A 23,064-nucleotide genomic window follows, 5' to 3' on the forward strand; every position below is an offset into this window, starting at 1 on the left:
CTTTACCCACAGCATAAAAGCTAGAAAAGGCTTTGCCCCTAATTATAACGTCATGAACACTTGCTATCCCCACAGTTCAGGCAGGTCATACAACCATCCAGCAACACTAAAGCTTTAGTCTGGCATTTAACACATAACTGCGCCTGTTTCGGAAAATTATCGCTTTCATCCGCTTTTTCGCCATGCCTGGCTTCAAACTCTTTGCGTTTTTCCGCAAGAAATTGTTTCTGATGCGCGTCCATTTCCAGATCTTTCAACATGCCGATTTGCTTCATATGCTGCTCTATGGCATGCCCTATTTCTGCAACAAGAGAAGGCATATAGGTTCCGCCCTTTTTAAAGTAACCGCCTTTCGGATCAAAAACCGCTTTTAACTCCTCGACCATAAAGGTGATATCGCCACCCTTACGAAAGACTGCAGAAATAACCCGGGTTAAAGCCAGGACCCACTGAAAATGCTCCATATTTTTCGAGTTGATAAATACTTCATACGGGCGGCGTTCCTCATGCTCTGTGCCCATATTCAGGATCATGTCATTTACGGTAATGTATAGCGCATGTTCTGATTGCGGGGTTTTAATTTTATAGGTTGAGCCAAACAACATTTCCGGACGTAAAACATTTTCATGCATACTGACAACATCCAGAACTTCTTCCTTTTTTGCCGCAGGCTGTTGGTCTTCTTTGGTAAGGACTTTAAAGCCTACAATTTTTTTATCTATTTTTATGGTCATTGGTTTTTTCGCCTTAGAATTTTCCGTAATAGCCTTCTTTCAAGGCATCAAACAAATTAGCTGCACTATGCATTTCGCCATCATATTCAATTTGCTCATTTCCTTTTAACTCCAGGACATGACCATCTTCCAGTGTAAATTGATAAGTGGTATTTTCAAGATCCGACTCTTTAACTAATACACCTTGAAAAACTTCTGGATTAAACCGGAATGTTGTACAGCCTTTTAAGCCTTTATCATAAGCATACATGTAGATATTTTTAAAATCTTCATACGGATAATCGGTGGGTACATTAGCCGTTTTAGAAATCGAGGAGTCGATCCAGACTTGTGCTGCTGCCTGTACATCAACATGCTGTTTAGGCGTAACGGCATCAGCAGTAATAAAATATTCCGGCAATTTTTCGTTTTCTTTTTCACTGTACGGCATAGCCTTACTATTAATCAGCTTACGATAGGCAAGTAATTCAAACGAAAAAACATCGACTTTTTCTTTAGACTTTTTACCTGCACGAATCACATTGCGTGAATAGTGATGCGCAAAGCTTGGCTCAATACCGTTACTGGCATTATTCGCCAAGGATAAAGAAATAGTGCCTGTTGGTGCAATCGAGCTGTGATGGGTAAAACGAGCTCCATGTTCCATCAGCGCTGCAACGAGTTCAGGCTCTACTTCTGCGATTTTCTGCATATAGCGACTATATTTTGCATGTAATACTTTCCCAGCGATCTCATCGCCTACTTTGTAACCGTCGGTCACCATTTCCGGGCGCTTATGTAACATTGAACCTGTGACTTTATACATTTTTTCCAACGCGGGAGCCGTGCCTTTTTCTTTCGCTAATGCCAGCGCTTCTTTCCAGCCCTCAACTGCCAATACTTTAGTCACTTCGCCGGTAAATGCCAAAGAAGCCTCATCGCCATAGTGCATACCTAACATTGTAGCAGTAGACCCCAAGCCAAGATAACCCATACCATGACGACGTTTAGAAATAATCTCTTCCTGTTGCTGTTCTAAGGGTAAGCCATTAATTTCGACAACGTTATCCAGCATACGTGTAAAAACACGGATGGTTTTACGATAAGTATCCCAGTTAAAAGAGGCATTATCAGTAAACGGCTGTTCCACAAAACGAGTCAGGTTGATTGAACCTAGAAGACATGAGCCGTAGGGTGGTAAAGGCTGCTCACCGCAATTGTGTGCATGTAAACCATTGGCATCAAAAGTATTAATACCCGGTACCTGAATATCAAAAACATCTTCAATTCCGTCAGGAATAATAGCTTCAACAGTTGCAGTAAAGCGCTCACGGTTTAATTGACGCTTATAGTTGCAAAGTGCACTGTTAAGTTTTAATGCTTTATTGATATCGGTAAAATTCACTAACTCTTGAAATACAACTAAATTAGCTCCGCTTATCACCAATTCATGCTGTGCTTTTATTTGATAATCTGCATTTCCACCTTTGCCATCAGGTAACTGTTTTATCCCTGCAGGGCGACGGTTACGATCAATACTCGATTTAATTCCCAGGCGCAATAACATACGCTGTACAGCTTCTAGGCGGCTTAAATCTGACTGGGCCAATCGAACACTAACACCCTTTTCATGAGAACCTTGAACACTGCCATCCGCATCAAAAAAACCTTGCAAAAATCCCTTGTAAAAATCACTTGATGCTGTTTCAATCGCGGGGGTAATTGCTTTATTTCCTGCAGACATACCGAGTTCTTCGGCAAAAGATTTAAGTCCTGCAAAGCTCAGTCTATACTCATTTCTGCCAGCAATTTCAGACCATCCGTTAAAATCACTATGCGTTGTAAATTCCTGGCTTGCGACAAGCACTTTATCCATAATCGCATTTACGCCGGTATTTATGCTATCAAAACCTGCATTGGCTACCTGAGCGCTTTTCCAGACAGATAAAACAGTTTTATCTTCTTTTAAAGTGCCATCACCGATCAATAAGCCAATTAAATACCCTTGCTTTTCAGTGTATGCTCCTTGCCAGGCGTTTGAGGCTTGATGATTATTTAATAAAACCCTATCTCCTGCCACTAATTCACTTGCTGCACACCACTGTGTTTCCTGTTTATAACGACTTTGAGATACAACCTTACGAACTTGATGATCTTTAGTTAGGCGTAAGTTATAACCTTCCTTAGTCATCAATTTGACCACTTTTTTAGTTGCTGTCTTAAAAAAACCTTCTGCGCCTGATTGATGTAGTTTACCATCGACCAGGAGGTTAATTTGTTGTCCTAATAGTGAGCTAACTTGTCTCGCACCATGCTCGGTTTGTACCCAGGTATCAGCTGTTACGCAAGGATTAGTCGCCCGAATATCTTCACAAAACCAGTTGTTATTCATTTCATTGACTTTATCAATAAGAATAAAACCGGGTTCAGCATAATCGTAAGTTGAAGACATAATAATGTCCCATAAGCGACGTGCTGGCAGAGTTTTGGAAATTTTACAGGCAACCAGGCCATCTGCATTTTCTACATAGCCTTCAGTATGCGGTAAATCACGCCAGATAATCAGCGTATCGTCAGCTTCATCCAGATTATCTTCTTCCCACTCTCTTTGCATAACGGGAAAAGAAAGCGGCCAGGATTTATCCGCTTTTACAGCTTCGACAAATTCTGCGGTGATCAAGAGCGATAAGTTGAACTGGCGTAGACGGCCATCTTCACGTTTGGCCCGGATAAATTCGATAACATCAGGGTGACCAATATCAAATGTAGCCATTTGTGCTCCGCGGCGCCCACCTGCAGAGGATACGGTAAAACACATTTTGTCATAAATATCCATAAAGGATAAAGGCCCGGATGTATAGGCTCCAGCGCCTGAGACATAGGCATCTTTGGGTCTAAGGGTTGAAAATTCATAGCCAATGCCGCAGCCCGCTTTTAAAGTAAGCCCTGCTTCATGTACTTTGCCTAAAATATCATCCATCGAATCAACAATAGAGCCGGAAACCGTGCAGTTAATTGTCGAGGTTGCCGGTTTATGCTCGTATGCGCCTGCATTAGAAATAATACGACCCGCTGGAATCACGCCCTGGCGTAAAGCCCATAAGAATTCTTTATAGTATTTATCCTGTTTGACCTTGCCTTTTTCGACACTGGATAAGGCTTTGGCAACACGCTGATAGGTTTCATCAATACTGCCATCAATAGCGACACCTGATTTGGTTTTTAAGCGATATTTGGTATCCCATATATCGACAGATGCATCCTGTAGGGGAATTTCGGTTATAGCACCCGAATCAGCGGCTAACTTGGCGGTCATTTTTTTTCCTAGTCTGTGAGTATAGTGTCGACATACCTAAAGCGAGACTTTTGATCAAAAAAAATCTATTTTGAGTAGGCAGCCAGACGGTATATTTTGTTTTGCAATATTTTAACATACCACAATATATAGTGTTAAAAAATATTATAAACACTATATAAGGTATATTTTATGTGGAATTGTTTCTTAGAGAGGTATGCTCAAAGCTGGTGTTTAAGGTCAGGCTGGCTTTATGTCTTCATTATCCAGATTGTCAGTTTTATGCCATTGACTAACTATTCATTTATAGGGATTTGTAAAAAATACGCTGTATTTGGGTTGGTGATGGTTATCGTGGTGTCAATATGATGGAATGCGTCGCTCAACGTTTTCATATTGTTTTGCAAGCTATTATCCTAGAATTTGCTTTAGCAAGAGCGTTATATGATTTAAAAGATAGTGGCGACACAATCAAAAGTGGTTCAACAGGTGTATTAGTTGCTTGTTATGTCTATAATGATGGCTATATTTTTTTCCAGGTAATGAGGTTTATTTTATGAAGACAAGCACTATCGCAGCCGCTAAAAATAACCTATCCCATTTGATTAATCAACTAGAGTTTGAAGAGCCTATCCATTTAACACGTTATGGTAAGCCTGTCGCAGTTGTGATGTCAGAGAGCCAGTATCAAGCATTGGTTTCACCTCCCAAAAGTTTAAATTTGGCAATTTTGAATTGGCGTGAACAGTTAGATGAAGAGTCTGATGTTGGTTTAACGGAGAGTGAGCTTAATATAATCCGTAAAGAGTCTAGTGGGCGTGACTTTACATGGGCCGAATGAAGTATCTGCTAGATACCAATATCCTTTTCAGAACCCGCGAGACAAAAAATTAAGTGATAAGGTTATGCAGTGTTTTTCCAAGTATGATGGTCAATATGTAACGGCTGCTATTGTCTGGCATGAACTACATTACGGCTGTGCATTGTTACCAGACTCTAAACGAAAAACTCAGTTGCAAGCTTATTTATTAACATTACAATACTCTGGGTTAATCATTTTGCCTTATGAGCAAGCGGCAGCTGAATGGTTTGCCTACCATCGAGCTGTTTTAAAAGAACACGGGAAAACAGCGGCGTATGCTGATGGGGAGATTGCAGCTATCGCGGCGGTTAATAATTTGACATTGGTTACGCGTAATACTGATGATTTTAGTGCCTATAATAATTTATTATTAGATAACTGGTTTGAGTAAATCTTTGGGCTAAATACAACAGTTAGGCTGTTTGTTTTTTTGCATAAAAGCGAAAGCCTTTAATTTCCATTTGATTATTATCCAGTATCATTTTTAAAGCATCGAGCCTGATACCATAACGATTATTTGCCGGTAAAAACAGAGCGATTTTTTTATCGAAGCTGACTTGTTTTTTGTAGTTAGGGTAATCTTCAGTGAGATAGTGCGATTTAAAATATAGGGGTTGCTGTGCATATTCATCAACATAATCAAAGTAGTCAACGGCTTGTTGCGTTAATTTGACTTTAATGCGCTCTTTTAATAAAGGTAGTGGTGAGTCATTAAAATCTTCATAACCCATAAAGGATACCTTACCTGAATGGAAGTGAATTTTTACTAATTGGATGTCATCCAGTTCACCATAAAGCTGAACGCCACAGCCGACATAAACACGTAAGGCAGCCGGTAAAAGGTCAATAAAGTCTTTATGAAAGGTCAGCGAATGATTGGCGAGTAAAGTGCTAGCTGGTAATAGTTGTTGTGCGGCTAAGCTTGTCTCTGTGATCAGTTCAGTATTTGCAACAGAAAATAATAATTCACGAGCGATTTCAATGGCGTTATTGTAATTGCCGAAAAAGGCTTTGACATCACGTTGTAATTGATCCGGCAATTGCGTGTACGGTTTACGTTTATCAAATTGAGATAAGGCAAAATAAACCAATAAATCTTCTTTACGATACTGTTCTGCTTGTGCAAAATCATTTTCTTCAAACAGGCTATCGAGCAGGGTAAAGGTTTTATGGTGCGAGCCAACGAGTTCTTTGATTTTATCTGTATCAGAAAATTCATCATTGGCTGGGATGCGCCCTAAAATTAGACAGGTATTCCAAAAGTCTTTAAAGAGTGCTTCGTGCTCAACATATACCAACTCAAACTTTTCTTTACTGCTGGTCGGTCGAGTGGTGATTTGTTTCCAGTTGTGATGACGTTTCTGCCTGTCTGCTAAAAATAACTGCTCTTCTAATTTGTCTTTAAAGACAAAGAAAATACCAGGGCCAACCGCAATGGCATTTTCATCGAGGGTATTTTCAATAAAACCTTGTAATTCAGATTGCGAATAATATTTCTGGAAAGTATTGAGTGAGGTAATCACTCCATCTTTATACGGTGTAAATTTCTGGATATGCGCTTCGCCGGCAATCATCGCTGAAACCACTAATAGTTTTTGCGCGAGCTCAAAAGCAAGATGAATGGCTTCGATACGTTCTTCACGATCTTCAATAACATTAATAACAAAACCTATATTGACTAAATCACAAGGAAAGCGATCTACTTCAGGGCGGTGGGTGGGGTCCCAGCCAGCTGCATCAATACCGTGTGCTTCGAGTTCTTTTAAATCATCACCTAAACCGCAGCCATAATCAAAGACGGTATATTCTCCGTTTAAGTAGCTGTGTTTTGCTAAAACTTTCATCGGGGTGGACAATGATTGGCGCTGTATGGCTGTTTTATGACGGTCAATCTTGTTGTCTGGTGTTGCTGCACTTATCATGGCGCTTAATCGAAATAAGCGCCCATCCACTAATTCATAACCATGTTGATGAATAATGCGTTCCCAGGATTTTTTAAAGCCTATGATACGGTTGTTTTCATAGAGTCCAGCGGCTTCGCCTTCTTCAGTAATACTGACGAATTCTGCATAATGTTCATCATCAGGGCTGATAAACAATTCTTTACGATGTAATATGGGCGCATTTTCAGTTGCCGTGTAATTTGCGATTTTCTGGGTTTTATTGTCTAAATCAACGGTAACGCTATTGTGCAAGGCAGGATAAGAGTCTTCATAAAACTGAGGATAATTCAGATAAGAAAGACGAAATTGTTGAGTGTGAAGTTTGATAATATTCCAATCGCTTGCAGGGATTTTCAGTGCATCAGCAATCAGGATAATAAAGTCTTTTAATTCTGACGGCATTTCATGAAACGCACTGCTATGCAAGTAGCGGGCATTGCCGACTAATTTACCGAGCTTAACCGATTTAATCAGTTGATTGAATTGTACTGCGTCCATAAAGCTTACTCTTTAAGCAAAAATTGCTCTTTCTTAATGTTTTTCGGTATGCGCCGTTCGGTCGTTGCTTGCTCTAAGAGCGTAATGGCAAAGCTGTTTTCAGGGGCAATACTGATATGAATCGGTCTATTTTTACCGTAAAAATACAGTCGGTCAAATGGCAGGTGAGTCACGATCCATTTTGCAATCGTTAATGAGTCAGTATTGAGCGCATAAAAATCACAGGCGAATCCATCACGCTTACAAATGCGATTGTTTTTGGAGTTAACTTCATAACCCGCGTGCTGGTCAAGTTGAGGAGCGATACCTGGAGAAGGACGCTTTTTGATGAGTAGTAATAAATCATTGGAACAGAGGCCATAAGTTAGTTTTATCTCGCCGAACTGCTCGACTACAGGGTCTAAAATGCCTGTCGCCATGTTTCCGATGCTAGCTATCGTGCGTGGGTCTTTAGGAAGGTTATTAAGCTGGGCCAGTGATTGAGTCTCACCGCAGTTAATCAAATCCATATATTTGAAATATTTACTGCAATAATCAATTTTTTCTACTGACTTTTTCATATCCATTTGGTTGTGGTGACAAATGAGAATAACAACTCAACTTACTTTAAACTAAGGAACACGCATGAAATAAATTAAACAAGATTAAAAATCTGTAGGATGGGCAAAGCAATAGCGTGCCCGTCAAGCTACCCAAGATAGACTGATGGCTGTATTATATAAAGATGGGCACGAAAAAGACCTTTGCCCATCCTACAAGTTGCTCATATTATTTCTACATGTTCCTAAGTAACTTCATCTTCTCAAAGGATAATCCGGGCATCAAGGTACTATACCTGCGATTAAAGTTGTAATGATCAAGTAAAGCAGGACACTTTTTAAGATTGTTTTCTTATTGCCTTGGGCGCGTCATATTGGCTTTTAAGCTCTCTGCCAAAATATGCAACACAGAGACTTCATTCCGACTTAATCTTCTGTTTTTCACCGAAGTTTTGGTGTTCAATAGCGCGGTAAATATCAAGCCCCCTCTTCTGCTTTATTATCACCTGCTGGCCGACCTCAAATAGGCCAGTTAATCAATGCGCATGTGGTATAGCGCAACCATCCAGATAAATCTGCAAAGACTCTGCATCAGGTATTACATCAATGCTTAATGTTGTATTAGTCTCGAATTGGGCTATATCATTAGCTACTAATTTGATAAATAATGCGCTTAATTCGGCGGCCAATTGTTCCTGAGCGCGATTTTTGTTTTTTATAGTCGCTGCGGCCGAGTAATTTAAGTCTTTAACGGCCTGCTGCAAGGCAAGCATAGAAAAGTCCTGGATACGTATTTCAAAATCAGCAAAAATCTCAGGTCCCTGAGTTTGCTTGATACGTTCAATATCTTCAGCATTGGCATAAAGCTTAAATAAACCGACAGCCCCTTGCTGATCATTTTTGCAGGCACCGCCTTCCATCGCTCTAACGAGATGTAATAGTTCGCCGTCCTTTATTATAGATAAATCAGGCGCACCCAATAAGTCATTTTGCAGAATAGGGTCAAGCTTTATTGTAGAATTAACGGCAGTAGGTGGAGTATTTACGGGCTGGGTTGAACAGGCGGAAAGCAGTGGCAATAAAAGACTTATTATCAGTTTTTTGCTATTCATGGCGGTTACTTGGATATTGCGTATACTGGATTAAAAGAAGAGTTCAAAAAAATCTAAAAAGTTGGATTTATGATTAATTGTACAGAAATTTAATAAATCTAAAAAGGTAGAGGATGTGCTGACGAAGTATAGCTGAGAGTTGTGGGTAATCAGGTAATCATATACAAAGTACAGCTGGTAATTTGTTGGCAAATGCAAGCACAGCAAGGAGAAATCATGAAAAATAATGAGTTAAAAATAACTGAGAATACCTTAGATATCGCGTGTGATTATGTAACAAAGCAATTCGCTGCTCATTCCTGGTGGCCAAAAGAACAGCCCGATTTAGCAAAGCAGGAATTTGCTTTAATGAGGGGGAATGCTGTCGCGTTTAATGTCTGGTGTGAGCGCTGGTTAGATGCAGGACAGTGTAGACAGCTCAAAGCCGCCATTAAAAAATCCATTTAAATTAAACTCAAATGGCAATTTCTTTTAGTATTGAGTCTGGCAGGCAGCCTTTGGGCGTTGTTAGCTATTCTAATTTTGAGTCGCTTCTGGTTTGCTTTGGTGAGTTTAAAAGATATTGCAAACATTGCGCAAGCGCTCATTGATGATGCTGCTCGAAGCTGGCATGCGGCTAAATCAGGTAAAAAAGATGCATTAAATTTTTTTGCACAGGCCAAAAAATTATTTGAGATCCGTACCATTCTGAATTAGGCTGTTTAGGAACGTGCCTGAAATAACTTAAACAAGTTAAAAATCTGTAGGATGGGCAAAGCAATAGCGTGCCCATCAAGCTAACTATATAAAGATGGGCACGAAAAAGACCTTTGCCCATCCTACATGTTCACTAGTGTTCTACAAGCTGGTGTAGCTAACTGGCGATAAATTTAAAGCTTATTAAGCCTCAGATTTCTTAAAGCTCAACATCATGATAAATATTTTGTACATCATCAAGATCATTCAGCATAGCTAAAAATTTTTCAAACATCTCTAAATCTTCGCCACTAATAGGTTTCGTGTTTTGCGGTAAAAATTGAATTTCATCCACCTCAAAATCAATTTCTCCCAGCGTATCGATTAGCGCTTGTTTGGCTTTGAAATATTCAGCTTGCGGCGCAAAGATAGTCATCGTGCCATCATCGTTTTCAATATCAGCGACATCTACATCAGCCATCAGTAATGCCTCAAGAAGCGCCTCTTCATCATCATGCTTAAAGGCAAAAATAGCCGAGTGGTCAAACATATGGCTAGCGACGCCTTGTGTGCCAATTTTACATTTTGTTTTAGTAAAGCACTGACGCACATCGCCAAAAGTCCGGTTTGGATTGTCAGTCAGGCAGTCGATAATGACCATGCTGTTACCTGGGCCAAAGCCTTCATAACGAGCTTGTGCGAAGTCTTCACCGCCGCCGCCTTTGGCTTTATCGATGGCTTTTTCAATAACATGGCTTGGTACCTGGTTTTTTTTCGCGCGCTCAATCAAGCCGCGTAAGGCTAGATTACCATCGGTATCAACCCCACCCGCTTTAGCACAGACATAAATTTCACGGCCATATTTACTATAGACTTTAGCCTTGTTATCAGACGTTTTTGCCATAGATTCTTTGCGGTTTTGATAGGCTCTACCCATTAGGCTGGTGCTCCATTAATAATGATGAAAGTGTAAATCGGTAAATTTTACAGAGAAATATTTGTCGTGGAAATCTTTAAGTCCTTAGCGCCTGTCATGAAATGATAAGTATTGGTAAATATGCGAGATAGGGCGAAGCAATTTTAAGACGGGGTTTTCATTATCTTTGTAGGGCGTGGTATTCAATTTGTCACGCGTTAAAAGGATAGCCAGGAAATGGATGTTGATACTTTTTGTATTTGAGCACAGCCTGTGTCACAAATTTTAATAAAAATAAGAAGATGCTATTTGCAGTTCCATTTACTAGCTTTCATGATCAATGCCTGTTTGGCGTTTTTGATAATGCGGATGTGGTGCAAGCGATCAAGTTGATTGATCAGCTTATCCGGAACACTTTGGCGGCTGGTTAACTTGATCGATGTGGCTAAACTTTAATTTTCTTTTTCAGAGTGAATAGATTAACCTTATCAGATAGGTTTGAGCCAGGTAACGGTAGTCAAGTAACAGGCAATAACATACATTAAAAAGTAACGAATAATATTGATCATGATGAAAAAAGCAATTATTTACCTGCACGGATTCAATTCCGCCTCATTGGATCTGGATGGCAACTTGCTGACTGGCAAGGAAAAGCTTCTGCTTATGCAGGAATTTTGTGCGCAAAAAGATATTCTGTTTTATACACCTAATGTTGATTACCGGGATTTTGAAGGCATCGTTGAGGATATGCTGCTGCAGTGGAATCAATTTTTGGATCAATCTTATGATGTTGTGTTTATGGGCTCATCAATGGGCGGATTTGCCAGTGAATATCTGGCTATGAAGACAGGCTGTAAAGCCAGTATGATTAATCCCGCTATCACACCAAGTGAATTGTTAGCGCAATTTATGGGTGTGACAGAAAATTTTGAGACCGGGCAGCCATATAGCTGGAATCAGAGTCACTGTGAACAATATAGAGAGTATGAGACTGAACTGGAAAGCAGTAATCAAAATCTGGACAGAACAATTTTACTGGATATGGCCGATGAGTTGATAGATGCTAAAAATACGCTATTGAAATATCAGGAAAAAGCAAAGATTGTCAGCTATGACGGTGGTTCACATAGTTTTGAGCATATGAGAGAGGCATTGCCAGTCATTGAAGGAATTCTATTTAACTGATCATTTACGGATAAAAACTAAACAATGGATTGGGACAGCATTCAAAATAAAATCTGTAGTTTCGACTTAGAATCAGATGAAAACGGAGGTATTTTTGCCATCGGGGCGGTTTTTCAAGACCAGGTCTTTGAGCGTAAAGCCCCGTTTAATATCCACCGGGTTCTCAATGAATTTGATGACTTTGCCAGGAATGCCGGGTTTTTATTAGGGCATAATATTCTCCTGCATGACCTGCCCTTGTGTTCTGCGCTGAATCCGCAACTGGCTTTTCTTAATAAGCCGGTAATCGATAGCTTATTTTTATCCCCGTTAGCTTTTCCGGAAAATCCCTATCATCGATTAGTTAAAAATTATAAATTACTGCGCGATAGCCTGAATGATCCGTTGGCTGATGCCAGGCTTGCCTTGTCTTTGTTTCAAGATCAATGGCTGGCATTGCAGGAACAGCATGCCGAGTCGGGTTTATTGTCTTTTTATCATTACGCTTTTGCTGATAACAAGCGTTTCAAAGGTTTGCAGGAGTCTTTACTGGCAATGGGCGCTGAACCCATTAAGGCGAGTGCTGCTTTTGATCTAATTAAGGCTTTAACGCAAGGCCGTGTTTGTAAGACAGCGTTTAGCAAAGTCATAGTCTCTTATTTACCAAACCCCTTGGTACGCCCTGCATTAGCTTATTCTTTAGCCTGGCTGCGTGTGGCGGGTGGCAATTCAGTTTTACCTCCGTGGGTACGTGAACAATTTCATGATGTGGTACCTGCCCTGCGGCAATTGCGCGATATTCCTTGTCAGGCACCCGATTGCCTTTATTGTCAGGAAATACATGATCCTGTAGCCCAGTTAAAACGTTATTTCGGTTTCTCGGCTTTTCGCCCGCAACCCGAAAATACCGAGGGTGGCAGTTTGCAGCAAAGCATTGTTCAAGCGGGGATGCTGGATACGCCTCTATTTGCTGTTTTGCCGACCGGTGGTGGCAAGTCCTTGTGTTTTCAGTTGCCTGCTTTGGTGCGTTATCAGCGGCGTGGCGCATTGACGATTGTGATTTCGCCATTGCAGGCCTTGATGAAAGATCAGGTGGATAATTTACGCAGTAAAACCGGCGCGCCCAGTGCGGCGGCTTTATATGGCATGTTGACTGCACCTGAGCGGGGTGAGGTGGTCAAAGCCGTGCAAATGGGCGATATTGCTTTGTTGTATGTGTCGCCGGAACAATTGCGTAATATCGGTTTTAAAAAAGCTATTGAACACCGTGAGATTGGCTGCTGGGTGTTTGATGAGGCGCATTGTTTATCTAAATGGGGACATGATTTCCGCCCTGATTATTTATATGTTGCACGCTTTATTAAAGAGTTTGCCGCTCAACAGCATGCCGTTTTACCTCCGATTCAATGTTTTACGGCGACCGCGAAACAAGATGTAAAGCAGGAAATTATTGATTATTTTAAGGCGAATTTAGCGCTGGAACTTAGTGTTTTTGAAGGCGGTGTCGAACGTAATAATCTGCAATTTGAAGTGCAAACGGTGAATAGCATGGATAAATATGCACGTATTAACGCCTTATTGCATGAACGTCTGGATGAACTAGAAACCGGCAGTGCGATTATTTATTGCGCTAAACGCTGTCATACTGAAAAAGTTGCCGAGTATTTGCAGCAGCAAGAATGGCAGGTTGAGGCGTTCCATGCGGGTAAAAATGCCGCAGAGAAAAAACATATTCAGGAAAACTTTATTAGCAGTCATACCCGCATAATTACCGCGACCAATGCTTTTGGTATGGGCATTGATAAGGAGGATGTGCGTCTGGTGATTCATGCCGATATTCCTGGTTCTCTGGAGAATTATTTACAAGAAGCGGGACGCGCCGGGCGCGATCAGCTGCAAGCCGAATGTGTTTTGCTATATGATGAAAATGATATTGATACCCAGTTTAAGCTGTCTGCAGCTTCACAAGTCAATAAACGGGATATTGGCCAGATATTAAAAGGCTTGCGCAGGACGCGTAAGGATAAGTTTGATAATGTCGTCGTGACCACCGGCGAATTATTACAAAATGAAATGGTTGAGACTTCGTTTGCTGCAGATGATTACAATGCCGGAACGAAGATTATTACAGCCGTTTCCTGGTTAGAACGTGCTGGGTTTATTGAGCGTAATGAGAATAAAACACAGGTCTTTCAAGGCCGGCCTTTAGTTAAAAACAGGCAGGAAGCGGAAGAGAAGATCGCAAAGCTTAATTTATCCTTACGCCAACAAAATCGGTGGTTAGCGATATTGGATGCTTTATTTAATGCGGCTAGCGATGAAGGTTTTAGTGCGGATGAATTAGCGCAGTTATCGGCTTTTTCGGAGAAAACTCAGGGCGAGGATAATAAAGCCAATATAACGGCGAGTCAGCAAGTGATTCGGACCTTATTCGATATGTCGCAAGCGGGGATTATTCAGAAGAATTTATTATTAACGGCTTTTGTGCGTTACAAGGTGCAAAACTCCTCCAGTATTTTGCTGGAAAACATCTGCCTGCTGGAAAATGCGCTGATAAGTACCCTGCAGGAACAGGCCCCCGATGCGGATACTGAAGAATGGCAGGTATTATCCTTGCGCCATATTAATCAGCACCTGTTGGATATGGGTTTTGAGGAATGCAGCCCGGGTGTCTTGCAATTGTTGCTGATTTCCATGAGTAAAGACGGACAAGGCCTGGCGGGTAATAAAGGCAGCTTTTTTCTCCGTCATGCAGGCCTGGATCAATATCGGGTCAAGCTCAACAGAGGGTGGCCTGCATTATTAGAAACAGTACGTCGCAGACAAGTCGTAGCGGCACTCGTTTTGCAGGCTATTTTATTGAAGGTCCCTGCTGAGACCAAAGCGGGCGCTGATTTGTTGGTAGAGTTTTCTATCGAAGATTTAATTGCCGCTGTGCAGCAAGATATAGAAATGCATTCGTCATTAAAAGATCCATTGGCAGCGGTTGAGCGTGGGCTGAATTATTTGCATGAACAGAAAATCATTACCTTGCAGAAAGGGCTGGCGGTATTTCGCAGTGCCATGACTATTCAAGTGCTACCCGAAGCGAAAGGTCGACGTTATAACAAAGGCGATTATGAGCCTTTATCCATGCATTATGGTGAACGAATTTTTCAGGTGCATGTGATGAATGAGTATGCTTTGAAAGGGCTGGAGAAAATCAGCCACGCGTTAAATTTTGTTGTTGCCTATTTCTCGCAAGATAAAAGTGATTTCGTCAAACAGTACTTTAAAGGTCGCAGGGATATTCTGGAGCGCGCGACTAGCGAGCAATCATTCCAGAAGATTGTCAGTGATTTACATAATCCTGAACAACAAGCCCTGGTAGCCAGCCACGAAGACGATAATTTATTGATTTTAGCAGGGCCTGGATCAGGTAAAACCCGTGTGGTCATTCATCGTTGTGCTTATTTGCTGCGGGTGAAACAAGTGCCGGCGCGCAGTATTCTGGTTTTATGTTTTAACCGTAATGCTGCAACAGAATTACGCCAGCGTTTGTTTGATCTGGTCGGACCTGATGCCAAAGCCGTGACTATTCAAACCTATCACGGCTTAAGTCTGCGTTTGTCAGGGCATGCACTGAATGGTACGGAGTCAGCGACTACCTGTGATAGCGAGCTAGCCTTTCAAACGATGATTCAGGAGGCGATTGATCTATTAACCGGAAATCAGGCTTGTCTGAATGTGGGTAGCGATGAAATGCGTGATCGCTTGCTTGCAGGTTATCGCTTTATTTTGGTCGATGAATACCAGGACATCGATGAGTTACAGTATCAGCTTATTTCTGCATTAGCCGGCCGGAATCAGGATGAAGATAACCGTTTGAGCATTTTAGCTGTGGGCGATGATGATCAGAATATTTACCAGTTTCGTGGTGCAAATGTCGGTTTTATTCGTCAATTTGAGCAGGATTATCAGGCACAGCAACATTATTTAGTCGAAAACTACCGTTCCAGTGCGCATATTATTCAAGCGGCGAATCAATTGATTCAGCTAAACCTGGATCGCATGAAACAAAAGCATCCGATCCGGATTAATCACGGACGTAAAGGCTTGCCTGCGGGAGGTCGCTGGGAAAAGCTGGATCCCTTAGCAAAAGGCCGCGTGCAAATACTGCACTGTGCTAATGCAATGCAGCAGGCTCAAGTCCTGGTGCAAGAATTACAGCGGTTAAAGCAACTGGATAACAGTCTGGACTGGTCGCAGTGTGCGATCTTGACCACTGAATGGCGTTTACTCAATCCTGTTAGAGCCGTATTGGAAGCGGAAAAAGTGCCTCTGAGTTTAGCTTTGCCGAAACAAAGCCAGCCGCCATCGTTTCGGATTCGAGAAAACCTGGCCTTACTGAATGCGCTCAAGCAAAGTCCGCATAAATTATGTACAGCCAGTGATTGGGCGGAATATTTACAACAAAATAGCAGCCATCCACCCAATATCTGGCAGCAACAATTGCAAGAACTATTACAGAATTGGACATTAGAAACGGGAAATGTAGAAACCGGCAAGCAGCAATTACTGGAATATTTATATGAAGCTCTTGCAGAACAGCGGCGTGATAGTCGTTTAGGACAAGGGGTATATCTCAGCACTATCCACTCTGTTAAAGGTATGGAGTTTAGTCATGTGTTTATCCTCGATGGAGCTTGGTCTACGCCAGCAACAGAAGAGCAAAGGCGTTTGTTTTATGTAGCCATGACCCGTGCAAAAGAAACCTTATGTTTATTGCAGCGACAAGATCAGCATAATCCTTATCTGGAAACGCTAGCCGGCGATTGTGTCTTGCACCGCGTAAGTGAAGTTCCGTCTGAGCCAGAATTAGTATTGCAAAATAAACACTACTTGATACTCGGCTTGAAGGATTTTGATTTAAGTTATGCCGGAAGTTTTGCCAAAGATCAGCTGGTTCATTCAGCATTAGCCAGCTTAACAGTGGGTGATCAAGTCACATTTAATCCAGTGAATGGCAAGATCGTATTACAAAAAGACCAGATCAGCATAGCCGCCTTATCAAAAAGCGCGCAGCAACAGTGGCAAAGCAAACTAGACAAGGTGCAGTCTATAAGTGTTATTGCGATGGTTACACGCTATAAAACGGACAGTGAAGAGGAATATCAATCCCGCTGTAAAGTAGATCAATGGGAAGTGCCGATGCTTGAGGTGGTTTTGGTTTAGTCTGGTGGGCAGAAGATGTTTTTTGTTAGATGTTTAATAAGGTGCTGAATATGGGTATTATAGTTTCTGAGATAAATAATTTCCAGGCTGCCCTGCTTACTGTCAGGCGTCAAACGCAAAAATCTTCGTGTGGTACAGGGGCCTCGGGACCGGCTCTGAATTTAGGATGTTTTTTTATAGACGAAGAAATAAAGTTAACCTGACCTGACCCCAGCCCCAGTTATCCTTTGAGGTGGACATTACAAAATTTATTAATTGTCTTTCAATATAGTATAAATGTGCTATATTTGTCATTTATATGATTTATTTCAGCAATTCTCAATTCTAACAAATTCAATAGTTTACATCTGTAGGTGGCGTCAATGCTCACTTTTAATGTTTTAGGATGTTAAATGATTCTGACGAATATACCTCAAATTAGGAATAATTTTCAAAAATAACATTATTTTGATAAAACAGGTATTGAGTGTTGCAAAATGTTTTATAAAAGAATAAACATTCATAACTTATTGATTTTATATCTCCCTAAATTGAGAATTGCTGGATTTATTTAATAAAAAAAATAATGAGAAGTTACCAGAATCTTAGGGAAAATTAACAGTCAACTTCGTGAAGGGGTTTTGTTAAGGCCACTACAACGATAATAATTTTTTTAATAACAGTATTTGAGAGAGAATATTATGAAGAAACTACAGGTTTTATATCTTGTCAGTGCTTTTATAGCATTAATACTTGCGGGAAATGCAGTAGGAGCTGGGAAAGTGGATTCAGGGACTATTGAAAAATGGCCTCAGAATTTAGATAATTTTCGATTTGACGATAATGTTAGTGTCACAAGCAATATAGAGGTTTCTTGGTCCGTTGGTACATTTGGCCAATCTGCATATTTCTACCCAGAAAGCAATTCTACTGAAGTTGCACATGTTACGGGGATATCAGAAGTTTGTGAAATTGAAGATGCTTCAGTATATCAATACTCAGGTGAAAATTCCGGAGATGTAATTGAAGGAGATTTCGTAGTCTTTCGCAATTTGGACACGGGGTATTACGCTGCCTTTAGAGTTGATGATGTTTCTGGCTCCGACTATGACTCTTCACGTTTATTTGTTACCTGGTATCTACAAGAGGATAAGAGCCCTAATTTTGGCCCTTGTACGCCACCGTCCACACCAGGACCAACAAAACCGCAGCCAATTCCGGTTATGGGTGGTTTAGGTCTGATGTTAATGTCAGCTGGCTTGGGTCTGATTGGATTTTTGCGTCGCCGTAAATAGCCTGGTTAAAGTCCAGAAAAATCCTGGCGGACCAGATTAACTAAGTTGCCCGCCATAGACAATAACTGGGGTGTGTGGCCGAGCAAGGTGGATAATTCCAGCGGGTGAAAGTACCGCTCTGGCAAGGTAGGTCAACTACCAGATAGTAAACATCGATACCTCAGGGTTAGAGCCTGAGGTATCCCCACGAATTTAGACCGCCTCCAGTTTTTCAAAATATCCATTCAACATCGTCTGTGCTAATTCCAGATAGTCCGCTGGAAGATCAAACTGTACATATTTGCACGCTATTCGAGCAAGGAATAATATAAAGAATAATATAAAGTAAATATAAAGGGGTCAGAGCCCTTTAATAATAAATAAAATTATGCTATGTTTAAACCTGTTGTTTTAAAGAGATTAGTAATGCCAAGAAAACCTCGTTTTTATTTACCAGGCGTGCCCGTTCATATCGTGCAACGCGGTAATAATCGTGACCCGATTTTCTTTGATGAAAGTGATTACACGACATACCTTGGTTGGCTAAAAAAGAAACATAAAAAGGGCTCTGACCCTTTAAAAGAGGTTGTTGGTGTTTTGCTTGCGGCCGGTTCCGGTAGGCGCTTTGGTTCGGATAAGTTATTGCATGCTTTGCCGAATGGTGAGTTAATGGCTGTGCAGGCTTGCCGTAATCTATTGGCGGGTGTGGATAAAGTGTTGGCGGTGGTTAGGCCGGGTAACGAGGTGTTGGTCGAGTGCTTAAAGGCCGAAGGTGCGGTTGTTGAAGTTTGTTTAGCTGCCGACCAGGGAATGGGAGCAAGTTTGGCTTTCGGTGTCGGCGCTTCTGCTTCAGCTTTTGGCTGGTTAATCGCTTTGGCTGATATGCCTTCGATTGCCCCCACCAGCATTGTTCAGGTTGCAAATGCGTTACGGACTGGTGAGCTGATTGCTGCGCCGAGCTACCAAGGTCGGCGAGGACATCCGGTAGGTTTTTCCAGTGACTTATATCGAGATTTGATCTCATTGAGTGGCGATATCGGTGCAAAATCATTGTTACAATCAAAAAAAGATCAGGTTTACCTGGTCAAATGTAATGACCCTGGCATACTGATGGATATCGATCAACCAGATGATTTAAAATTGCTAAACCATAAATAATGAAACTAACCCCGAATATCTTGGATCTGCAATTGCAATTGCAGAAGGCACGCCAGCCATACGTTTTGGCCACGGTGGTGGAAATCGTTGGTTCATCTTCGGCCAAACCCGCTGCCAAGGCGTTGATCGATCAGGATGGGAAATTATTGACAGGCTGGGTCGGTGGTGGATGTGCTCAGGCCATGATCACTGAAACTGCATTAGCATGTTTGGACAGCAATGAGCCTAAGGTGGTTGAAGTGGATTTGGACGATGAAATTTTTGGAGCGGGTATGCCTTGTGGCGGTCATATGCGAGTCTATGTTGAACCGGTAATTCCCAAACCTCAACTTTGGTTAATGGGGAACGGTCGTATCATCGAAACCCTTTGTGATTTTGCCGAGACTCTCGGATTCGAGGTGATTATCGATGATCCACAAGCCAAAGACGAGAACTTTCCTTGGGCTAGTCGTATCATTACTGATGATCAACACTATCAAAAATTGCTACCGGACAGGGGTGATTTTGTTGTTATTGCCACTCACCATAAAGGTGACTATGAGTCACTGACTCAAGCACTACAATCTGAGGCCTGTTATATCGCTTTGGTTGCCAGCCGTAAACGATCTGATTTGGTGTTAAAGCGTTTAGCTGAAGCAGGTTTATCCGAGATAAGTTTAACCAGAATCCGTGCTCCAGCCGGTTTAGCTTTGGGAGCTAAGCTGCCGGAAGAAATTGCCTTATCGATTGCCAGCGAAATGATTATGCTCAAACGAGGTGGTGACGGGCGACCATTGAGTAATTCTGAATAATCGATTGATGTCTTTACTGTCTGTGTTTCCTTGTATAGTATCTGTACAAAGACAGTTGGCATTAATCCATATATCCTGAGGAGGAATTGATGATCACTCTTACTATTAACGGCATTATCCGCCAAATCGATATTCCGTTAGATACCCCTTTGTTATGGGCTTTACGCGATACTTTGGGCTTGACCGGTACTAAGTTCGGTTGCGGTATCTCGATGTGCGGCGCTTGTACTGTGCATGCCGACGGCGAGCCGATCCGTGCCTGCGTAACGCCAATCTCTGCCGTTGCAGGTAAACAAATTGTGACGATCGAAGCGATAGATCAGGATAAAACAGGCAAAAAAGTGCAACAAGCCTGGCTTAAAGTCAATGTACCGCAATGTGGTTATTGTCAGCCTGGACAAATCATGTCGGCCACGGCTCTTCTTAAAAAAAACCGATCTCCTAGTGATGCTGATATCGACAAAGCCATGCGTGGTAATTTGTGTCGATGCGGGACTTATCCTCGTATTCGTGCCGCAATTAAAGAGGTTGCAGGTACTCAGGAGGTAAAATCATGAAAAAGCAGACAACGTACAATGATGTATCACTCAATACAGCGGATGATGACCAGACACTGAGTATAGTCAATGTAAGCCGACGTACATTTTTAAAGGATTTGGCGCTATCAGGTTTTGTTCTGGCTGCTGGTTTTCCTTCGCTCGCTAAAGCAGATGAGACTCAGCCTGTTGTTAAGGGTAACAAATATGGTGCTGATGCGATGCCGCATGGCTGGGTCGATGATCCACTGATATTTGTTGCCATTGATGAATACAATACAGTCACCATTATTTGTCATCGTTCGGAAATGGGGCAAGGGGTACGCACGAGTTTGCCCATGGTAGTCGCTGATGAACTCGACGCCAACTGGTCGCATGTTAAAGTCGAGCAAGCGCCGGGTGACGAGGAGAAATATGGCAATCAGGATACTGATGGTTCGCGCAGTATGCGGCATTTTTTTATGCCGATGCGGCGAGTCGGTGCGGCCGCCCGACAAATGCTGGAAACGGCTGCTGCAGCACAGTGGCAGGTGCCGGTACATGACGTGAAAGCTGAAATGCAGCGCATTGTACATACTGCAAGTGGGAGAAGTTTGAGTTACGGTGAGCTTGCAGTTGCAGCTGCAAAGTTGCCGGTACCGGCCCGCGAAACATTAAGACTGAAAAAGCCTGAACAATTTCGTTATATTGGTAAGGGCAAATTGAATATCTATGACGGTCAAGATATTGTCTCAGGAAAAGGTCAATACGGTATCGATACACGCATTGAAAATATGTTTTATGCGGTGATTGCCCGTCCACTGGTTCTGGGTGGTAAGGTGAAAAGCTATGATGCCAGTGAAGCACTGAAAGTGCCTGGCGTGGTGCGTGTCGTCGAGTTACCAAGTAGCCCATTGCCGGCAGATTATCATCCGCTAGGTGGTGTGGCGGTCATTGCAGCTGATACCTGGTCAGCGATTCAGGGGCGTAAGGCTTTGAAAATCAAATGGGACAACGGTCCACATGCGAGCTACGATTCAATGACCTATAAAGCGGAAATGGAGACTGCAGCTCGAAAACCAGGAAAAGTGGTGCGTAATAATGGTGATGTCGATGCTGCATTTCAATCAGCAGACAAGCATGTTGTTGCTGAATATTATGCACCGCATTTAGCACAAGCCCCGATGGAGCCTCCTGCTGCCACTGCGCGTATTGATAAAGGACATTGCCGGGTATGGGCATGTACTCAGGGGCCTCAGTTAGCGAAAGATCGGGTAGCCAAGTGGCTGAAACTGCCTGCAGATAAGGTCACTGTAAACGTAACGTTATTAGGAGGGGGATTCGGTCGCAAGTCCATGTCGGATTATGTTGTTGAAGCGGCGTTGCTATCTAAAGCAATGAAAGGCAAGCCGGTTAAGTTAACCTGGACGCGAGAGGATGATTTGCAGCATTCTTTTTTTCATACCGTCTCGCTGGAACGGTTGGAAGCGGGTCTTGATGCTCAAGGAAAGACAGTAGCCTGGTTGCATAGAACTGTAGCACCCAGCATTTCGGCGACTTTTTCCGCCGACAGTAAACATCAAATGCCAAGCGAACTTGGTATGGGGGTGATCAACGTGCCGTTTGCAGTTGCCAATCTGCGTATCGAAAACCCAGAAGCCGAATCGCATACCCGTATCGGCTGGTTTCGTTCGGTATCCAATATTCCTCATGCCTTTGCGATACAATCGTTTGTTGCCGAGTTGGCTACAGCCTCTGACCGTGATCATAAAGAGTTTTTGCTGGATTTAATAGGTCCACCTCGTCGTATTGACCCGCGTAGCCTGAACGACAGCTGGAATCAGGGCGAATCCCCTGAAATTTATCCGGTAGATACTGGTCGCTTACGCCGGGTGATTGAAACGGTAACAGACAAAGCAGGTTGGGGTAATAATTTACCTAAAGGACACGGGCTGGGCTTGGCTGCTCATTATAGTTTTGTTACTTATGTTGCTGTGGTTGTACATGCGGTGGTGGATGAATCGGGTATCTTAACGATTCCACGCGTCGATATCGCTGTCGATTGTGGTCCAATAGTTAATCCAGAACGTATCCGATCACAGTTGGAAGGTGCCTGTATTATGGGGATGACGCTGGCAATGCAGGGTGAAATCAGCTTTAAGGATGGCGCAGTCATACAGGATAATTTCCATACCTATCCGTTACTCGGAATTGATGATTCACCGCGCGATATCCGCGTACATTTTTTGCCTACAACTGACTATGATGCTCCGTTAGGAGGTATTGGCGAACCGGCTGTATCGCCTATTGCTCCGGCATTATGTAACGCTATTTTTGCCGCCACTGGAGAGCGTATCAGGGCGCTTCGAATCAGGGATAAGCTAAGAAAAGACTGATCTTCAATTAATATCTTTAA

19 protein-coding genes are annotated in these 23,064 nt (G+C 42.3%); 13 read left to right on the plus strand and 6 right to left on the minus strand.

Features of this window, described 5'->3' with window-relative positions:
• Nucleotides 1–50: 50 nt before the first annotated feature.
• A complete protein-coding gene (locus tag AU255_RS01040) occupies nt 51–734 on the minus strand; it encodes a TSCPD domain-containing protein (protein ID WP_080521147.1) in 684 nt (227 codons plus the stop codon).
• 13 nt (nt 735–747) lie between these two features.
• Nucleotides 748–4,029: an LAGLIDADG family homing endonuclease gene (locus AU255_RS01045; RefSeq protein WP_080521148.1), complete on the minus strand. Its 3,282-nt coding sequence runs from the start codon at nt 4,027–4,029 to the stop codon at nt 748–750.
• Nucleotides 4,030–4,373: 344 nt separating this feature from the next.
• Between AU255_RS01045 and AU255_RS01050 the strand changes: the two genes are divergently transcribed.
• From AU255_RS01050 to AU255_RS01060, 3 genes are read left to right on the plus strand one after another with little or no spacing between them, the layout of a single operon-like run.
• Nucleotides 4,374–4,568, plus strand: a complete 195-nt coding sequence (locus tag AU255_RS01050) for a hypothetical protein (RefSeq protein WP_080521149.1) — start codon at nt 4,374–4,376, stop codon at nt 4,566–4,568.
• Entirely contained in the window at nt 4,565–4,849 is a 285-nt protein-coding gene (locus AU255_RS01055) for a type II toxin-antitoxin system Phd/YefM family antitoxin (protein ID WP_080521150.1), read from the plus strand. Before AU255_RS01050 ends, AU255_RS01055 begins: the two co-directional genes overlap by 4 nt.
• On the plus strand, nt 4,827–5,261 hold the full coding sequence (locus tag AU255_RS01060) for a type II toxin-antitoxin system VapC family toxin (RefSeq protein WP_233144518.1): 435 nt from the start codon (nt 4,827–4,829) through the stop codon (nt 5,259–5,261). Before AU255_RS01055 ends, AU255_RS01060 begins: the two co-directional genes overlap by 23 nt.
• Before the next feature lie 22 nt (nt 5,262–5,283).
• On the opposite strand, the gene AU255_RS01065 is transcribed toward AU255_RS01060, so the two are convergent.
• The 3 genes from AU255_RS01065 to AU255_RS01075 all read right to left on the minus strand — a co-directional run bounded on the left by AU255_RS01065 (nt 5,284) and on the right by AU255_RS01075 (nt 8,962).
• Nucleotides 5,284–7,311, minus strand: a complete 2,028-nt coding sequence (locus AU255_RS01065; RefSeq protein ID WP_080521151.1) for a DNA phosphorothioation-associated putative methyltransferase — start codon at nt 7,309–7,311, stop codon at nt 5,284–5,286.
• 5 nt (nt 7,312–7,316) lie between these two features.
• A complete protein-coding gene (locus tag AU255_RS01070; protein WP_080521152.1) occupies nt 7,317–7,871 on the minus strand; it encodes a hypothetical protein in 555 nt (184 codons plus the stop codon).
• A 515-nt stretch (nt 7,872–8,386) separates the two neighbouring features.
• On the minus strand, nt 8,387–8,962 hold the full coding sequence (locus AU255_RS01075; protein ID WP_080521153.1) for a hypothetical protein: 576 nt from the start codon (nt 8,960–8,962) through the stop codon (nt 8,387–8,389).
• A 216-nt stretch (nt 8,963–9,178) separates the two neighbouring features.
• Here AU255_RS01075 and AU255_RS01080 point away from each other — a divergent pair, with 216 nt between their 5' ends.
• Both AU255_RS01080 and AU255_RS19980 read left to right on the plus strand, forming a co-directional pair.
• Nucleotides 9,179–9,409 carry a hypothetical protein gene (locus AU255_RS01080; protein WP_080523243.1) on the plus strand — a complete coding sequence of 77 codons (231 nt, stop codon included), beginning with the start codon at nt 9,179–9,181 and terminating at the stop codon, nt 9,407–9,409.
• Between the two features lie 99 nt (nt 9,410–9,508).
• On the plus strand, nt 9,509–9,658 hold the full coding sequence (locus tag AU255_RS19980) for a hypothetical protein (RefSeq protein ID WP_233144519.1): 150 nt from the start codon (nt 9,509–9,511) through the stop codon (nt 9,656–9,658).
• A gap of 199 nt (nt 9,659–9,857) precedes the next feature.
• Here AU255_RS19980 and AU255_RS01090 read toward each other — a convergent pair whose 3' ends face one another.
• On the minus strand, nt 9,858–10,574 hold the full coding sequence (locus AU255_RS01090; RefSeq protein ID WP_080521155.1) for a YebC/PmpR family DNA-binding transcriptional regulator: 717 nt from the start codon (nt 10,572–10,574) through the stop codon (nt 9,858–9,860).
• A gap of 281 nt (nt 10,575–10,855) precedes the next feature.
• Between AU255_RS01090 and AU255_RS21005 the strand changes: the two genes are divergently transcribed.
• The 8 genes from AU255_RS21005 to AU255_RS01125 all read left to right on the plus strand — a co-directional run bounded on the left by AU255_RS21005 (nt 10,856) and on the right by AU255_RS01125 (nt 23,044).
• Nucleotides 10,856–10,984 carry a hypothetical protein gene (locus tag AU255_RS21005; protein ID WP_269844752.1) on the plus strand — a complete coding sequence of 43 codons (129 nt, stop codon included), beginning with the start codon at nt 10,856–10,858 and terminating at the stop codon, nt 10,982–10,984.
• Between the two features lie 136 nt (nt 10,985–11,120).
• Nucleotides 11,121–11,738 (plus strand): YqiA/YcfP family alpha/beta fold hydrolase, encoded by a 618-nt coding sequence (locus tag AU255_RS01095; protein WP_080521156.1) that lies wholly within the window; start codon nt 11,121–11,123, stop codon nt 11,736–11,738.
• A 24-nt stretch (nt 11,739–11,762) separates the two neighbouring features.
• Nucleotides 11,763–16,931 carry a RecQ family ATP-dependent DNA helicase gene (locus tag AU255_RS01100; RefSeq protein WP_080521157.1) on the plus strand — a complete coding sequence of 1,723 codons (5,169 nt, stop codon included), beginning with the start codon at nt 11,763–11,765 and terminating at the stop codon, nt 16,929–16,931.
• A 680-nt stretch (nt 16,932–17,611) separates the two neighbouring features.
• On the plus strand, nt 17,612–18,205 hold the full coding sequence (locus AU255_RS01105) for a hypothetical protein (protein WP_080521158.1): 594 nt from the start codon (nt 17,612–17,614) through the stop codon (nt 18,203–18,205).
• Between the two features lie 405 nt (nt 18,206–18,610).
• Nucleotides 18,611–19,342, plus strand: a complete 732-nt coding sequence (locus tag AU255_RS01110; protein WP_080521159.1) for a nucleotidyltransferase family protein — start codon at nt 18,611–18,613, stop codon at nt 19,340–19,342.
• A complete protein-coding gene (locus AU255_RS01115; RefSeq protein ID WP_080521160.1) occupies nt 19,342–20,133 on the plus strand; it encodes an XdhC family protein in 792 nt (263 codons plus the stop codon). Before AU255_RS01110 ends, AU255_RS01115 begins: the two co-directional genes overlap by 1 nt.
• Nucleotides 20,134–20,222: 89 nt before the next feature.
• Nucleotides 20,223–20,690: a (2Fe-2S)-binding protein gene (locus AU255_RS01120; protein WP_080521161.1), complete on the plus strand. Its 468-nt coding sequence runs from the start codon at nt 20,223–20,225 to the stop codon at nt 20,688–20,690.
• Nucleotides 20,687–23,044 carry a xanthine dehydrogenase family protein molybdopterin-binding subunit gene (locus AU255_RS01125; protein ID WP_080521162.1) on the plus strand — a complete coding sequence of 786 codons (2,358 nt, stop codon included), beginning with the start codon at nt 20,687–20,689 and terminating at the stop codon, nt 23,042–23,044. The genes AU255_RS01120 and AU255_RS01125 overlap by 4 nt, the downstream gene beginning before the upstream one ends.
• The last annotated feature ends 20 nt before the right edge of the window (nt 23,045–23,064 follow it).

The sequence above is a fragment of the Methyloprofundus sedimenti genome (assembly GCF_002072955.1).
GTDB lineage: Bacteria > Pseudomonadota > Gammaproteobacteria > Methylococcales > Methylomonadaceae > Methyloprofundus > Methyloprofundus sedimenti.

Bases quoted from the DNA above. Each gene is read 5' to 3' on its own strand.
- AU255_RS01105 (WP_080521158.1), top strand. From the start codon at position 17,612: ATGAAGAAACTACAGGTTTTATATCTTGTCAGTGCTTTTATAGCATTA.
- AU255_RS01115 (WP_080521160.1), top strand. From the start codon at position 19,342: ATGAAACTAACCCCGAATATCTTGGATCTGCAATTGCAATTGCAGAAG.
- AU255_RS21005 (WP_269844752.1), top strand. From the start codon at position 10,856: ATGCTATTTGCAGTTCCATTTACTAGCTTTCATGATCAATGCCTGTTT.
- AU255_RS01120 (WP_080521161.1), top strand. From the start codon at position 20,223: ATGATCACTCTTACTATTAACGGCATTATCCGCCAAATCGATATTCCG.
- AU255_RS01045 (WP_080521148.1), bottom strand. From the start codon at position 4,029: ATGACCGCCAAGTTAGCCGCTGATTCGGGTGCTATAACCGAAATTCCC.
- AU255_RS01075 (WP_080521153.1), bottom strand. From the start codon at position 8,962: ATGAATAGCAAAAAACTGATAATAAGTCTTTTATTGCCACTGCTTTCC.
- AU255_RS01090 (WP_080521155.1), bottom strand. From the start codon at position 10,574: ATGGGTAGAGCCTATCAAAACCGCAAAGAATCTATGGCAAAAACGTCT.
- AU255_RS01040 (WP_080521147.1), bottom strand. From the start codon at position 734: ATGACCATAAAAATAGATAAAAAAATTGTAGGCTTTAAAGTCCTTACC.
- AU255_RS01055 (WP_080521150.1), top strand. From the start codon at position 4,565: ATGAAGACAAGCACTATCGCAGCCGCTAAAAATAACCTATCCCATTTG.
- AU255_RS01100 (WP_080521157.1), top strand. From the start codon at position 11,763: ATGGATTGGGACAGCATTCAAAATAAAATCTGTAGTTTCGACTTAGAA.
- AU255_RS01070 (WP_080521152.1), bottom strand. From the start codon at position 7,871: ATGAAAAAGTCAGTAGAAAAAATTGATTATTGCAGTAAATATTTCAAA.
- AU255_RS01050 (WP_080521149.1), top strand. From the start codon at position 4,374: ATGATGGAATGCGTCGCTCAACGTTTTCATATTGTTTTGCAAGCTATT.
- AU255_RS01065 (WP_080521151.1), bottom strand. From the start codon at position 7,311: ATGGACGCAGTACAATTCAATCAACTGATTAAATCGGTTAAGCTCGGT.
- AU255_RS01095 (WP_080521156.1), top strand. From the start codon at position 11,121: ATGATGAAAAAAGCAATTATTTACCTGCACGGATTCAATTCCGCCTCA.
- AU255_RS01080 (WP_080523243.1), top strand. From the start codon at position 9,179: ATGAAAAATAATGAGTTAAAAATAACTGAGAATACCTTAGATATCGCG.
- AU255_RS01110 (WP_080521159.1), top strand. From the start codon at position 18,611: ATGCCAAGAAAACCTCGTTTTTATTTACCAGGCGTGCCCGTTCATATC.
- AU255_RS01125 (WP_080521162.1), top strand. From the start codon at position 20,687: ATGAAAAAGCAGACAACGTACAATGATGTATCACTCAATACAGCGGAT.